At 65.5% G+C, this 13756-nt stretch carries 15 protein-coding genes; 11 read left to right on the forward strand and 4 right to left on the reverse strand.

The window, feature by feature from the left end; translation table 11 throughout:
- Positions 1-262, reverse strand: a 262-nt coding sequence (locus BM136_RS24895) for a transposase (RefSeq protein WP_139219426.1), incomplete at its 3' end; no start/stop codon positions are given.
- Positions 263-392: 130 nt separating this feature from the next.
- Here BM136_RS24895 and BM136_RS24900 point away from each other — a divergent pair.
- Positions 393-746, forward strand: a complete 354-nt coding sequence (locus BM136_RS24900; protein ID WP_175537220.1) for a hypothetical protein — start codon at positions 393-395, stop codon at positions 744-746.
- Positions 747-845: 99 nt separating this feature from the next.
- Here BM136_RS24900 and BM136_RS24905 read toward each other — a convergent pair whose 3' ends face one another.
- Together BM136_RS24905 and BM136_RS24910 are read right to left on the reverse strand one after the other, a co-directional pair.
- The gene (locus tag BM136_RS24905; protein WP_092977150.1) at positions 846-1538 is read right to left on the reverse strand and encodes a DUF2076 domain-containing protein; all 693 of its coding nucleotides are present in this window, start codon (positions 1536-1538) and stop codon (positions 846-848) included.
- A gap of 109 nt (positions 1539-1647) precedes the next feature.
- The gene (locus BM136_RS24910; protein WP_092977152.1) at positions 1648-2619 is read right to left on the reverse strand and encodes a GlxA family transcriptional regulator; all 972 of its coding nucleotides are present in this window, start codon (positions 2617-2619) and stop codon (positions 1648-1650) included.
- A gap of 70 nt (positions 2620-2689) precedes the next feature.
- Between BM136_RS24910 and BM136_RS24915 the strand changes: the two genes are divergently transcribed.
- The 10 genes from BM136_RS24915 to BM136_RS24960 all read left to right on the forward strand — a co-directional run bounded on the left by BM136_RS24915 (position 2690) and on the right by BM136_RS24960 (position 12411).
- Positions 2690-3169 (forward strand): tautomerase family protein, encoded by a 480-nt coding sequence (locus BM136_RS24915; RefSeq protein ID WP_254775753.1) that lies wholly within the window; start codon positions 2690-2692, stop codon positions 3167-3169.
- 27 nt (positions 3170-3196) lie between these two features.
- Entirely contained in the window at positions 3197-4012 is an 816-nt protein-coding gene (locus BM136_RS24920; protein WP_092977156.1) for a dienelactone hydrolase family protein, read from the forward strand.
- 136 nt (positions 4013-4148) lie between these two features.
- The gene (locus BM136_RS24925) at positions 4149-6512 is read left to right on the forward strand and encodes a bifunctional salicylyl-CoA 5-hydroxylase/oxidoreductase (RefSeq protein WP_092977158.1); all 2364 of its coding nucleotides are present in this window, start codon (positions 4149-4151) and stop codon (positions 6510-6512) included.
- Between the two features lies 1 nt (position 6513).
- Positions 6514-7296 carry an SDR family NAD(P)-dependent oxidoreductase gene (locus tag BM136_RS24930; protein ID WP_092977160.1) on the forward strand — a complete coding sequence of 261 codons (783 nt, stop codon included), beginning with the start codon at positions 6514-6516 and terminating at the stop codon, positions 7294-7296.
- The gene (locus BM136_RS24935) at positions 7293-7898 is read left to right on the forward strand and encodes a MarR family winged helix-turn-helix transcriptional regulator (protein WP_092977162.1); all 606 of its coding nucleotides are present in this window, start codon (positions 7293-7295) and stop codon (positions 7896-7898) included. The genes BM136_RS24930 and BM136_RS24935 overlap by 4 nt, the downstream gene beginning before the upstream one ends.
- Positions 7895-8746 carry an enoyl-CoA hydratase family protein gene (locus BM136_RS24940; protein ID WP_092977164.1) on the forward strand — a complete coding sequence of 284 codons (852 nt, stop codon included), beginning with the start codon at positions 7895-7897 and terminating at the stop codon, positions 8744-8746. Before BM136_RS24935 ends, BM136_RS24940 begins: the two co-directional genes overlap by 4 nt.
- Before the next feature lies 1 nt (position 8747).
- Positions 8748-9923, forward strand: a complete 1176-nt coding sequence (locus BM136_RS24945) for an acyl-CoA dehydrogenase family protein (protein WP_092977166.1) — start codon at positions 8748-8750, stop codon at positions 9921-9923.
- Positions 9924-9960: 37 nt separating this feature from the next.
- Positions 9961-11577, forward strand: a complete 1617-nt coding sequence (locus BM136_RS24950) for an AMP-binding protein (RefSeq protein ID WP_092977168.1) — start codon at positions 9961-9963, stop codon at positions 11575-11577.
- Complete coding sequence (locus BM136_RS24955) at positions 11574-11999, forward strand: acyl-CoA thioesterase (RefSeq protein ID WP_092977170.1); 426 nt, start codon at positions 11574-11576, stop codon at positions 11997-11999. The genes BM136_RS24950 and BM136_RS24955 overlap by 4 nt, the downstream gene beginning before the upstream one ends.
- A gap of 19 nt (positions 12000-12018) precedes the next feature.
- Positions 12019-12411, forward strand: coding sequence for a RidA family protein (locus BM136_RS24960; RefSeq protein WP_027679568.1), 393 nt, complete (start codon positions 12019-12021; stop codon positions 12409-12411).
- An 851-nt stretch (positions 12412-13262) separates the two neighbouring features.
- On the opposite strand, the gene BM136_RS24965 is transcribed toward BM136_RS24960, so the two are convergent.
- Positions 13263-13756: LysR substrate-binding domain-containing protein (locus BM136_RS24965; RefSeq protein WP_254775754.1), on the reverse strand; the 494-nt coding region annotated here is incomplete at its 5' end.

Here is a 13756-nt window from a genome sequence, read left to right on the forward strand (position 1 = left end):
CAAAGTACGCTGCGGCCTTTTTTAGGATGTCGCGCTCCTCGGTCACCCGCTTGAGTTCAGCCTTGAGCCAGCGCACCTCCTCGGATTGCGATACCTGCCCTTGCGGCTCTGCCACGGGCTGGCGTCGCTGTTTGATCCACTGGTACAGGCTGTGCTGGCTCACGCCTAACCGCTGCGCGACCTCGGCCACGCTGTGGCCTCTATCCACGACCTGATTGACCGCCTCGACCCTGAATTCTTCGGTGTATCTCTGTGCACTCATCGCACCTCCTGTCTAACCTCTAGTTTGAGGCTCACAGGTGTCTACTGGGGCCGGGGCGATTCACCGCTGTCGGGCCCGCCACCCTCACGTGGAAATGAGCGGCGGGTCTCCAACTACCCAAGGAGGCTCTATGCCAATCGCTTCATACCCCTCGCCACCACCTTCCGCCCCTCGCGCCGACGCCATGTCAGCGGCAGCGGGCAAGCTCACCAAGAATCGCATTTACCTGAACGGCGCGCTCGCGGGCCAGGCCCATCTCAAGCGCACGCGCACCGCGATGTGCACGCATGGCCAATGCCGGCCTGGCATGCTGCGCGAGCAGCTCCAGAGTTTCTCGGCTCACAGCTTTCCAGCCGTATTCGTGAAGGGCTTTGTCGATGCGATCGATGTGTACGTGTCGATGTCGCTAGGGGGCCGCGACGTCGATCCGCAAGGGTGGGATGTGCTGGCCGCCATCGAGCGGCGTGGCTATAGCGAGCAGTAACGACGGATGAAGGCATTCCGGGCCGGAATGCTTTACTCCAATCGAAGAAACGCCTCCGCGCGCCCTCGGACCGGAGTCTGCGCGGCGGGCGTCGCGTGCCTAGCTGAACATCGGATCGTCATCCGAATAATCACTACCGCCCAGGTCGCTATCGTCCATCAGCCCGAGGCTGTCGTCGCGCGAGGCCGTGTTGGTATTGCCGCTGTTACCGCTGCTGTCGCTGTCGTAGTAGTTGTTGATGACCGTTTCGGTGGTGCCGCCCATCACCGGCTGCTGGCCGAAGAAGCCGCCGCCGCCGCTGTTGTGGTGGAACATGTTTTCGATGCCCTGGAACAGGAGCGCGCCACCGGCCACGCCGGCTGCCGTGGTCGCGACGCTGCCGAGCGTGCTGCCCAGGCCGCCGCTAAAGAAGCCCGAGCGCGCGGGTTGCGCCGGAGCGGGCTGCGCTTGCGGCGGCATCTGCATGGGGGCGGCCTGCTGCGGGGCGTAGGCGGGGTTGGGCGCTGGGCTGTTGGCGTGGCTGCCCCAGTTGTTGGCGGAATCCATGAACGACGCGCTGCGGCCGGCTTGCGCCGCCTGCAACTGGTTTTGCAGCGAGGCGATTTGCGCCTGCGCCGATGCCAGCGCCTGGTCGAGCAGCATGGCGCGCTGCACGAGCAGATAGGCCGCGTCTGGCTGGCGCGCCACGGCGTCGAGGATGCGGGCTTCGGCCTGCGGGTCCTTGGCTGCGGCGCGGGCTTGCGTCAGTTGGGCCAGGAAGTTTTCCAGCGCTTGCTGTTCTTGCGGGGACATGGTGTGCGTTCCTGTCTGGTGGGTGCGACGTGACCAAGTTAGGCGTCAAGTCTTAAACGAAAATTAAAGTCCTGCAGCTTCTTGTGTAACGGCCTGTAACCCCAGGCCCCTAGGCGGCCGGGCGGTATTGGCTGGGGTTGGTGCCAGACACCTTGCGCATCAGGCGCCGCAGCGCAGTGGCGTCTTCGTAGCCCACGGCTTCGGCCACGCTGTCGATGGTCATGCGGCTGGATTCGATCAGCATGCGGGCGCGGTTCAGGCGCACGCTCTGCACCAGGGCCAGGGTGCTTCTGCCGGTGGCTTCGCGCACGTGCCGCGACAGCGTGCGTTGCGACATGGCCAGCTCGTCGGCCAGCGTCTGCACGCTGGGCGGGTTGGGCAGGGCGGCTTCAATGCGCGCCACCAGTCGGGCAATCAGCGCATTGCCGTTGGCCAGCATGGCGGGCACCACGAACGGCGCCTGCGCGTGGCGGCCGTCGATCAGCAGCACGCGCCCTACCGCATCGGCCAGCGCCACGCCAAAGCGCGTGCGCAGCAGGTGCAGCATCAGGTCGGTCTGCGCAAAGGCGGCGCCGGCGGTGGCGACCGGGCCGTCGGCGCACACCATGCGGTCTGCGTCGACCGTGCATGCGGGTTCCCATTGCTGCAGCGTCGGGGCCAGCCACCAAGACGTGGTGACGCAGCGCCCGGGCAACAACCCCGCTGCCTGCAACAGAAACACCGCCGAGCACGATGCCGCCACCTGCCCGCCCGCCGCCACTTGGGCGGCCAGGGCGCGCGCTGCCCGCTGGGCATCGTCTTGTGCCAGGCGCGTGGCAATCATCTCGGCATGGTCCAGGCCCAGGCCGGGCACGATCCAGGTGCCGCCATCGGGGCGCGGGCGTTTTGGCAGCGCGGTGGCCTGCACTTGCATGCCGTTGCTCAGCTGCACACTGGTTGCGTCGGCCGACAGCACGCGCCACGTGGGGCGTGCGGCTTTGATGCGCGGGGCCAGTGTCGACGCGGCCTGCAAGATGTCCAGCGTAGCCGCCACGCTGGTGGCATATGCGCCCGAGAGTACGAGGATGGTGAAATCCGCCATGACCAAAGTTGCCCGAAAGATGTCGAAATCGACACTGCCAGTCTAGCGGCTGCGCGGGTTCAATGCAGGCATGTCAACAACGCTCACGAGTGCCTATATGCCGAACATCCTCGTCAAGATTCCTGCAAACACCTTTGACGGCGACGCACGCGCGGCGCTCGCACGCCGCATCACCGAGGCTGCGGTGCAGGCCGAGCAGATTCCCGGTGATCCTCGCCGGCGGGCGACAACCTGGGTGGTGATGGAAGACGTGCCGGCCGCCTCTTGGTGGTGCGGCGGGGTGGACGTGACAACGCAGGTGGTGCCGTGCCTGGCCATCGCCCACGTGCCGGCGGGTGTGCTGGATGCCGATGCACGGGCCTTGTTCGTGCAGCAGATGCACGATGCCTTCGTGCAGTCGCTGCCGGCGGCCGATGGCCGGCGCGTGGTGACCTCCGTGATGCTGCATGACGTGGCCGACGGCACCTGGGGCGTGAACGGTGCGCTGTGGGCGTTGCCGGATTTCGCCAGGGCGGCAGGTTATGCACACCTGCAGCACCTCGTCGCCTGAGCCGGATCAACTCACCGGAGCCCACGCATGACAAGCCAGCACCCGCAGCAAGACGACCGCCTGGAAGACTTCACGTGCCGCCAGATCACGCTGGATGGCATCACCAAAACCGTCTACGTGGCCGGCACGGGTCCGGGCGTGATCGTCATGGCGGAGATGCCGGGCATCAGCCCGCACGTGGCGCGGTTTGCACGCTGGGTGCGCGATGCGGGGCTGACTGTCTACATGCCGTCGTTGTTCGGGCGCGATGGCGCGGTGCCCGAGGCGGATGCGGGGGCCGAGGTGTTCCGCCATGCGTGCGTGAGCGCGGAGTTCCGCGCCTTTGCGGCCAACCAGTCGAGCCCCGTCACGCAATGGCTGCGCGCGCTGGCGCGGCTGGCCCATGCGGAGTGCGGCGGCCCGGGCGTGGGGGCGATCGGCATGTGCTTCACAGGCAATTTTGCGCTGACGATGATGCTGGAGCCGGCCATGCTGGCGCCTGTGCTGTGCCAGCCGTCTTTGCCGTTGAACGAGCCGGGCGGGATCGAGATTGCGCGGGAGGAAGCGGCCGCCGTGCGCCAGCGGCTGGAGCAGGAAGACCTGACCGTGCTGGCCTATCGGTTTGAGGGCGACCGCTTCTGCCGCGTCGAGCGCTTCGCGGCGTATGCGGATGCGCTGGGCAGCCGCTTTGTGGCGCGTGTGCTGCCCGACAGCGCCGCGCACCCGAACCCGCCGTCGTTCTTTGCCCAGCACGTGCCTTGTCCGCACAGCGTGGTGACCGCCCACCTGATCGACGCGGCCGGGGAGCCCACGCTCGCCGCCCGTGACGAGATCCTCGCGTTCTTCCGACAGCGCCTGTGCTAAGTGGGGGCTCACATGCGAGTGTGAGCCTGGCGCCGCGCGGTTCGGTGTAAACCCCGGGGCGCCGGCTGGGTAAATTACTTTACAACTAAACTATTCATGACTAAGGTAATACCGCATCAAACGCGGAGCCGTTGTCATGAAGATTGTCTGTATTGGTGGTGGGCCGGCCGGCCTGTACTTTGCCCTGCTGATGAAGCTGCAGGACCCGTCGCACGACATCACCGTGGTGGAGCGCAACCGCCCGTATGACACCTTTGGCTGGGGCGTGGTCTTCTCTGACCAGACGCTGGGCAACCTGCAGCGCGCCGACGCCAAGAGCGCCGCGCAGATCCTCGACGCCTTCAACCACTGGGACGACATTGAAGTCCACATCCGTGGCCAGGTGGTGCGCTCGGGGGGGCACGGCTTCTGCGGCATCGGGCGCAAGCGCCTGCTGAACATCCTGCAGGCACGCTGTGAGGAAGAGGGCGTCAAGCTCGTCTTTGAAACCGACGTGCAGGATGACGCCACCTATGCCGATGCCGACCTCATCATCGCCAGCGACGGCCTGAACAGCCGCATCCGCACCAAGTACGCAGCGACGTATCAACCCGATATCGACACCCGCCGCTGCCGCTTTGTCTGGCTGGGCACGCACAAGCTGTTCGACGCCTTCACCTTTGCGTTTGAAGAAACCGAGCACGGCTGGTTCCAGGCGCATGCGTACCGCTTTGATGACGAAACCTCCACCTTCATTGTCGAGGCGCCCGAAGAGGTGTGGCGCGCCGCCGGGCTGGAGACCATGGAGAAGGAAGAGGCCATCGCGTACTGCGAGCGGCTCTTCGCCAAGTACCTCGACGGCAACAAGCTGATTTCCAACGCCACGCACCTGCGGGGCTCTGCGCAGTGGATTCGCTTTCCGCGCGTGGTTTGCCGGCACTGGGTGCATACCAATGCGCACAACACGCCGGTGGTGCTGATGGGCGACGCCGCGCACACGGCGCACTTCTCGATCGGCTCCGGCACGAAGCTGGCGCTGGAAGATTCGATTGAGCTGGCGCGCAGCATCGGCCAGCACCCGGGCGATTTGCGTGCGGCACTTGAACACTATGAAGCCGTGCGCAGCGTGGAAGTGCTGCGTATCCAGAACGCGGCGCGCAACTCGACGGAGTGGTTTGAAAACGTAGACCGCTACGCCAACCTGCCGACCGAACAATTTGCGTATTCGTTGCTCACGCGCAGCCAGCGCATCAGCCACGAAAACCTGCGCCAGCGCGACAAGCGCTATCTCGAATCGTTTGAAGATTGGATCGCCGAGCAGGCCGGTGCCCCGCGCGGCCCGCAGCACGGACCCGTGCCGCCGATGTTCACGCCGTTCACGGTGCGCGGGGTCACGCTCAAGAACCGCGTGGTGGTGTCGCCCATGGCGCAGTACTCGTGCGAAGACGGCCAGCCGGCGGACTATCACCTCGTGCACCTGGGTGCTCGCGCCATGGGCGGTGCCGGCCTGGTGATGGCCGAGATGACGTGCGTATCGCCCGATGCGCGCATCACCCCCGGCTGCCCGGGTTTGTGGAACACAGACCAGCGCGACGGCTGGGCGCGCACCGTGCAATTCGTGCATGCCAACAGCGATGCGAAGCTGGGTGTCCAGCTTGGCCATGCGGGTGCCAAGGGCTCGACGCGCGTGGCGTGGGAGGGCATCGATCTGCCGTTGGAAGACGGGCAGAACTGGCCGCTGATCTCCGCATCGCCCCAGCAGTATCTGGATGGCGTCAGCCAGTGGTCGCGGGCCATGACGCGCGACGACATGGACCGCGTGCGTGACGACTTTGTCCATTCGGCGCGCCTGGCGGCAGAAGCCGGGTTCGACTGGCTGGAGCTGCACTGCGCGCACGGCTATCTGCTGTCGTCGTTCATCTCGCCGTTGACGAACCAGCGCAACGACGAATATGGCGGATCGCTGGAGAACCGGCTGCGTTTTCCGCTGGAAGTCTTCCACGCCGTGCGTGAGGTGTGGCCGAGCAACAAGCCGATGTCGGTGCGCATTTCCGCGCACGACTGGGTGGAGGGCGGCATCACGCCGGACGATGCGGTGGAAATTGCGCGCATCTTCAAGGCCGCGGGCGTCGACATGATCGATTGCTCGTCGGGGCAGGTCAGCAAGAAGGAACAGCCGGTGTACGGCCGCATGTTCCAGACGCCGTTTGCCGACCGCGTGCGCAACGAGGCGGGCATCGCCACCATCGCCGTGGGCGCCATCTCCGAGGCGGACCACGTCAACAGCATCATCGCGGCCGGCCGTGCCGACCTGTGCGCCGTGGCGCGTCCGCACCTGGCCAATCCGGCCTGGACGCTCAACGAGGCCGCACGCATCGGCTATCTCGACATGCCGTGGCCCAAGCAGTACCGCGCGGGCAAGCTGCAGTTGGAGCGCAACCTGGAGCGCGAGCGCGCGATGGCGGCGCAGGCGGCGGGGCTGTCACCGCTGGAGCAGGCCAACCGTATGCAGGGGGTTTGAGATGGCGACCCCTGCAATGCTCACCGGACACCACGCCGTCGTTACCGGCGCAGGGCGCGGGATTGGTGCTGCGATTGCCGCACAACTGGCCGCGCAAGGGGCCACGCTCACGCTGATGGGCCGCAATGCTGGCGTGCTGGAAGCCACCGCCAGGACGTTGCCCGACAGCGCCCGTGCGCAGGTCGTTACGTGCGACGTGACTGAGGAGGCGAGTGTGGCAGCGGCATTCGAATCCGCACGCGCGGGGCTCGGCCCCATCTCCATCCTCGTCAACAACGCGGGGCAGGCGGAGAGCGCACCGTTTGCGAAGACCACGCTTTCTCAATGGCAGCGCATGCTGGCCGTCAACCTGACGGGCACGTTCCTGTGCACGCAGGCGGCGCTGGCCGATGTGCAGGCGTCGGGCCGCGGCCGCATCGTCAACATTGCCAGCACGGCGGGGCAGCGCGGTTATGCGTATGTGTCGGCGTATGTGGCGGCCAAGCATGGGGTGATCGGGCTCACGCGCTCGCTCGCGCTGGAGCTGGCGGCGCGCGGTGTCACCGTCAACGCGGTGTGTCCTGGCTATACCGAAACCGACATCGTGCGCGAGAGCATCGACCGCATCGTCGCCCGCACCGGCCGCAGCGCAGAACAAGCGCTGGCCGAGCTGGTGAAGGGCAACCCGCAAGGCCGGCTCATCACGCCCGACGAAGTGGCGAACGCCGTGGCGTGGCTGTGCTCCGATGGCGCGTCGTCGATCACGGGTCAGGCCATCTCGGTGTCTGGCGGGGAGGTGATGTGAGCACCGAACGCACCCGGCGCAAAACCGCACTCGCCACGCGAGCCTCCGGCCATCACGCCGTCGTGCAGGCGCTGGGCGACGAACATATCGGCCTGGAAGCGCGCGCGCATGTGGACGACCACATGGACGTCAAGATCTGGCTGCGCCTGTTGGCGTGCAGCACGCAGATCGAACAGCAGATCCGCCAGCGCCTGCGCACGCGCTTCAACACAACGCTGCCGCGCTTCGACTACCTGGCGCAACTCGATCGCCACCCGGACGGGCTGCGCATGAACGTGCTGTCGCGCTACCTGATGGTGACCGGCGGCAACGTTACCGGCCTGACCGATCAGTTGGAGAAGGAGGGGCTTGTCAAACGCGAGGCGGATCCGGATGATCGCCGGTCCTTTCGCGTGCTGCTGACCGACGCCGGCCGCCGCCACTTTGCCGAGATGGCTGCCGAGCACGAACGCTGGCTGATCGAGATGTTCGACGGCCTTGGCATCGCCAACAAAGACGCACTGTATGCGCAGCTCGGCCACCTGCGCGTGCACCTTGCACAGCGTGAGACCGAGCTGGACGCGCGCGACGAACAACTTCAAACGAACCCGACCAAACCATGACCGACCGCATTGACCCGGCCCTGCTGGCCGGCAACCGCCGCCCGCTGGCGGGCTATCAAGCCAAGCATTTCCAGTGGAGCGTGGAAGGCGGCGTTGCCACCATCACGCTCAACCGGCCGGAGCGCAAGAACCCGCTCACGTTCGATTCGTATGCCGAGCTGCGCGACCTGTTCCATCAGCTCAAGTGGGCGGATGACGTCAAGGCCATCGTGCTGGCCGGCGCGGGCGACAACTTCTGCTCCGGCGGCGACGTGCACGAGATCATCGGCCCGCTCGTGCAACTGAAGGCGCCCGAGCTGCTGATGTTCACGCGCATGACAGGCGAACTGGTGAAGACGATGCGTGCGTGCCCGCAGCCAATCGTCGCTGCCATTGACGGCGTATGCGCCGGCGCAGGCGCCATCCTGGCGATGTCTTCCGACCTGCGCCTGGGCACCGCGCGCAGCAAGACGGCGTTTCTTTTCAACCGCGTTGGTCTGGCCGGCTGCGACATGGGCGCCTGCGCGATCCTGCCGCGCATCATCGGCCAGGGCCGCGCAAGCGAACTGCTCTATACCGGCCGATCGATGAGCGGCGAAGAGGGCGAGCGCTGGGGCTTCTTCAACCGCCTGTGCGAACCGGCCGAGGTGCTGAGCCAAGCGCAAGCCTTGGCGGCCGACCTGGCCGCCGGCCCGACCTTCGCCAACGGCATCACCAAGACGATGCTGCATCAGGAATGGACGATGACGATCGAGCAGGCCATTGAGGCCGAGGCCCAGGCGCAGGCCATCTGCATGCTGACCGAAGACTTCTCGCGGGCCTATCACGCGTTTGTCGCCAAGCAAAAACCGGTATTCGAGGGCAACTGAGATGAGCGACAAGGACTATCTGCAATGGCCGTTCTTTGACGACAAGCACCGGCAGCTTGAAGCCGAGCTGGACGCCTGGGCCACGAAGCACATCCCGCACGACCACGGCCCCGATGTGGATGCCGAATGCCGCGCGCTGGTCAAATCGCTCGGGCAAGCTGGCTGGTTGCGCCACGCCGTGGGCGGCACGGCGCACGGCGGTGCGGGCGAGACCATCGACACGCGCGCCATCTGCCTGATCCGAGAGACGCTGGCACGCCACTCCGGCCTGGCCGACTTTGCCTTTGCGATGCAGGGGCTGGGCTCGGGCGCCATCTCGTTGCACGGCACGCCTGAGCAGCGCGAGCGTTATCTGATGAAGGTCGCGCGTGGCGAGGCCATCTCTGCGTTTGCGCTGTCCGAACCCGATGCCGGTTCCGATGTCGCGGCCATGGCTTGCGCCGCGCGTGAAGACGGCACCGACTACGTGCTCGACGGCGAGAAGACGTGGATTTCCAACGGCGGCATCGCCGACTTCTACGTCGTGTTTGCCCGCACCGGCGAAGCGCCGGGCTCGCGCGGCATCAGTGCGTTCATCGTCGAGGCCGGTACGCCGGGCTTTGAGATTGCGGAGCGTATCAACGTGATTGCGCCGCACCCGCTCGCGCGCCTGCGCTTTACCAACTGCCGCATTCCGGCCAGCCAGCGCGTGGGCGCGGCAGGCGAGGGCTTCAAGGTGGCGATGCGCACGCTGGATGTGTTCCGCACGTCGGTGGCCGCAGCCGCGCTGGGTTTTGCGCGTCGCGCGCTGGACGAGGCACTGGCGCGCGCCACCACCCGCAAGATGTTCAGCGGCGTGCTGGCCGATTTCCAGCTCACGCAGGCCAAGCTCGCGCAGATGGCGACCGCCATCGACAGCGCGGCGCTGCTGACTTACCGCGCCGCGTGGCAGCGCGACCAGGGCCGCAACGTGACGCGCGAGGCCGCCATGGCCAAGTTGGCCGCCACCGAGAACGCGCAGCAGGTGATCGACGCCGCCGTGCAGATGTGGGGCGGCCTGGGCGTGGTGAGCGAGCAGCCGGTGGAGCGCCTGTATCGCGAGATCCGCTCGCTGCGGATCTACGAAGGCGCTACTGAAGTGCAGCAACTCATCATCGCGCGCGAATTGCTGCGCGCGGCGGCGCCCGCCAAGCCCTGAACACGCCCACGTCCACGACAGAGACGGAGAGTTCTCCATGCCCAGCGCCCATATCGACACCTTCGCCCGCGACCGGCTGCCGCCGGCAGAGCTGCAACCGGTGTACCGCTTCGACCTGCCGGCGCTGCAGTTTCCGCCGCAGCTTAACTGTGCAACCGAACTGCTCGATCGCCGTGTTGCTGCAGGCGAGGGCGGCCGCCTCTGCATCCAGGCGCCCGGCATCCGCTGGACGTATGCCGACCTGCAGGCGCACGCCAACCGCATCGCCAACGTGCTGGTCAACGAGATGGGCGTGGTGCCGGGCAACCGCGTGCTGCTGCGCTCGCCCAATAGCTCGATGCTGGCCGCCTGCTGGTTTGCGGTGATGAAGGTGGGCGCGATTGCCGTGACGACCATGCCGCTGCTGCGCGCCAAAGAGCTGGGGCAGATTCTGGGCAAGGCTGAGATTGGCTTCGCGCTGTGCGATGCGCGGCTCGTCGACGAGTTACGCGATGCCGTAGCGCAAGCCGCCAAGCCCGTGCAGACGCTGTGTTTTCACGATGACACGCCGGAAGGGCTGGAGGCCGCCATGGCACGCCAGCCAGCCACCTTCACCAACGTCGACACGGCAGCAGATGACACGTGCTTGCTCGCCTTCACGTCGGGCACGACGGGCGTGCCGAAAGCGACGATGCATTTTCATCGCGACATCCTCGCCATTTGCGCGTGCTGGCCGCCGCATGTGTTGCAACCGCGCGCGGACGACATCTTCATCGGCAGCCCGCCGATGGCGTTTACGTTTGGGCTCGGCGGCCTGCTGCTGTTTCCGATGAGCGTGGGTGCATCGACGGTGCTGCTGGAGAAGGCGTCGCCGAACGATCTGGTCGACGGCATCCGCACGTTTGGCGCGACGGTGCTGTTCACGGCCCCGACCACGTACCGCAACATCGCGGCGCGCGGGGACGAGCTGCGTGCCACGCCTCTGCGCCGTTGTGTGTCAGCGGGCGAGGCGCTGCCGGTTGCCACACGCACACTCTGGAAGAACGCCACCGGCATCGAGCTGATCGACGGCATTGGCGCGACCGAGATGCTGCATATCTTCATCTCCGCCGCCGATGCCGACGTGCGCCCTGGCGCCACCGGCAAGGCTGTCCCCGGCTATGTCGCACAGGTTGTGGACGACGCCGGCAACCCCGTGCCGCCGGGCACCGTGGGCCGCCTGGCCGTGCAGGGCCCGACCGGCTGCCGCTACCTGGCCGATGACCGCCAGCGCGCCTACGTGTGCAACGGCTGGAACCTCACGGGCGATGCCTACGTGATGGACGAGGAAGGCTACTTCCATTACCACTCGCGCACCGATGACATGATCATCTCGTCGGGCTACAACATTGCCGCGCCCGAGGTGGAAGATGCGCTGATGCAGCATCCGGCCGTAGCCGAGTGCGGCGTGATCGGAGAGCCCGATGAAGAGCGCGGGCAGATCGTCAAGGCCTTCGTCGTATTGCATCCGGGCCACACGGCGGGGCCGGAGATGGTCAAGACACTGCAGGACTTCGTGAAGCAGACCGTCGCGCCGTACAAATACCCGCGCGCCATCGAATTTCGCGCGAACCTGCCGCGCAGTGAAGTCGGCAAGCTGCTGCGCTACCGCCTGCGCGAACACGACAAATCATGAGCAGCTACCACTTCGAGCGCGCTGCCCGCATCCGCTTTGCCCACTGCGACCCGGCCGGCATCGTCTACTTTCCGCAATACCTCGTGCTGTTCAACGGCCTGGTCGAAGACTGGTTTACCGACGGACTGGGCGTTTCGTATGCGCAGATGCTTGGCCCGCGCCGCATCGGCCTGCCCATCGTCAAGCTGCATTGCGAGTTCAGCGCCATCAGCCGCATGGGCGACGACGTGCAGTTCAAGTTGAAGCTGGAGCGGCTGGGCAATGCGTCGCTCACGTTAGGCCTGGATTGCTGGGCGGGCGAAGAGCAGCGCGTGCGTTCGCAGCAGGTACTGGTGTTTACCGATCTCAATACGCATCGAGCGATGCCGATGCCGTCCGATGTGCGGCAGGCGATCGAGGCGAGCGTTCAACAGTCCCGATAGAACTAGAAGGAATCGCATCATGGAAGTACTCCTCCCACCTAACTGGCCGCGCCCCAAGGGCTATGCCAACGGTGTATCCGCGCGCGGGCGCATGGTGTTCGTGGCCGGCATGATCGGCTGGGATGCGCAGGGCGTGTTCCACACGGATGACCTGGCCGGGCAGGTTCGTCAGGCATTGCAGAACATCGTCGAGGTACTTGCCGCCGGCGATGCCAAGCCCGAGCACATTGTGCGCATGACGTGGTACGTGACCGACAAGAAGGCGTACGTGGCGGCCTACCCCGAGATCGGCAAGGCGTTCCGCGAGCTGATCGGCAGCTTCAGCATTGCGATGACGGCAGTGGAGGTGGCAGCGCTCGTGGAAGACCGGGCCAAGGTGGAGATCGAGGTGACGGCCGTGGTGCCGGATTAGTCGTTTTCGTAAAATTGACGGCATACAAAAGAGTCCGTACCTGTACAAAAAAGTCTGTACCGACAGCGGGGTTGGGGACTGTTGACGCCAGTCCGCTCTCAACCAACTCCGACACCCCTGTTTCTCCATGCAACACCTTGGCGCGGCGCGGACTGTAGCTCCGCGTCCGTAGTCGCCAAGTGTCCGCCTAGGAAACAAAGGCATCAAGCGCGGCGAAAAAGCAGCCGAGCTACCGTCGGCCCAGCGACAGGAGCTTCGGCGCCAACTCTTCTTCAGTCGACCAATCCAATGGTCGGTCCCACAAACGTAGCTCGGCAATCCGCACTCGTCGCCATCGTATTGAGCTCAACCGTTCTGTGTATCGATGCCCATGCGGCGCTGCTTGCAAGAATCTAGTTGAAGTTCCTTATATAAGGTCACCGCAGGTATTTGCGCCTGTCGAGACCCTGGGGCAAGGAGTTCGGATTTGGGTAGATGGCAAAGCAACTGCGATTCCAGACAAGCGCCCGGCCTGCCTCCCGATTCCGTTGCGTTACAACAATCCCGAAGCCCTCAAAACACCCGCGAAGTCGCCATGGCCTCGGCAAATCGCAAAGGACAAACGAGGGCATGCGGTCTTCGACTCAGTTGAGGGCGGCACCGCAGCGTGGGGCTTATGGATGCGGAAAAAATTTGAATCAGGTCGAGCGTACTCGGCATTCGACATTATGTCGGTCTACGCGCCGCCTGATGACTGTGTTGGGTCGATTCGCAACAAAGACGGGCAGTGCCCCTATGGCCTTAACCCTACTCAGGTGTATGCCGAACGAGTCGCTGCCAGCGTCGGAAAGAAGGCAAATGACCACCTAGATCTAAATGGGGCGAACTGCCAGGGAGGGCGAAACGGCTTGTATGCACTTTTTCGCGAAATCGCTAGCTTCGAGATCCTCGCGCAACGTCGTGATTGCCACGCTCGACCGGATGCCAGGGCGGCCGATGCGATGCGCCACGAGTTCACCACGCGCGATCTCCTCCTTGATCGCGATGTAGGTGAGGATCGAATAGCCGGCGCCGGATTTCACCAATTGCTTCGTCAGCGACACGCTGTCGACCTCCAGGGCGATGCGCAGGCGCACACCGTGCTGGATCGCCGCCTGTTCGACCAGGCGCCGGTTGCTGTGCGGCAGGCCGGGCAAGATCAGCGGAAGGGTCGCCAAGTCCCGGATCTGGTATTCGCGCTTATCAGCCTCTGAGCCGGGCGGTCCCACGAGGATCATGGGCTCGCTGAACAAAGGGCGCACGTGGAACGCATCCAGCGGTGGCTGGTTGTAGACGACGGCAAGGTCAACGCGCCGGTCCAGCACCC

The sequence above is a fragment of the Ralstonia sp. NFACC01 genome, assembly GCF_900115545.1.
Lineage (GTDB): Bacteria > Pseudomonadota > Gammaproteobacteria > Burkholderiales > Burkholderiaceae > Ralstonia > Ralstonia mojiangensis.

Bases quoted from the DNA above. Each gene is read 5' to 3' on its own strand.
- BM136_RS24900 (WP_175537220.1), top strand. From the start codon at position 393: ATGCCAATCGCTTCATACCCCTCGCCACCACCTTCCGCCCCTCGCGCC.
- BM136_RS24905 (WP_092977150.1), bottom strand. From the start codon at position 1,538: ATGTCCCCGCAAGAACAGCAAGCGCTGGAAAACTTCCTGGCCCAACTG.
- BM136_RS24910 (WP_092977152.1), bottom strand. From the start codon at position 2,619: ATGGCGGATTTCACCATCCTCGTACTCTCGGGCGCATATGCCACCAGC.
- BM136_RS24915 (WP_254775753.1), top strand. From the start codon at position 2,690: ATGTCAACAACGCTCACGAGTGCCTATATGCCGAACATCCTCGTCAAG.
- BM136_RS24920 (WP_092977156.1), top strand. From the start codon at position 3,197: ATGACAAGCCAGCACCCGCAGCAAGACGACCGCCTGGAAGACTTCACG.
- BM136_RS24925 (WP_092977158.1), top strand. From the start codon at position 4,149: ATGAAGATTGTCTGTATTGGTGGTGGGCCGGCCGGCCTGTACTTTGCC.
- BM136_RS24930 (WP_092977160.1), top strand. From the start codon at position 6,514: ATGGCGACCCCTGCAATGCTCACCGGACACCACGCCGTCGTTACCGGC.
- BM136_RS24940 (WP_092977164.1), top strand. From the start codon at position 7,895: ATGACCGACCGCATTGACCCGGCCCTGCTGGCCGGCAACCGCCGCCCG.
- BM136_RS24945 (WP_092977166.1), top strand. From the start codon at position 8,748: ATGAGCGACAAGGACTATCTGCAATGGCCGTTCTTTGACGACAAGCAC.
- BM136_RS24950 (WP_092977168.1), top strand. From the start codon at position 9,961: ATGCCCAGCGCCCATATCGACACCTTCGCCCGCGACCGGCTGCCGCCG.
- BM136_RS24955 (WP_092977170.1), top strand. From the start codon at position 11,574: ATGAGCAGCTACCACTTCGAGCGCGCTGCCCGCATCCGCTTTGCCCAC.
- BM136_RS24960 (WP_027679568.1), top strand. From the start codon at position 12,019: ATGGAAGTACTCCTCCCACCTAACTGGCCGCGCCCCAAGGGCTATGCC.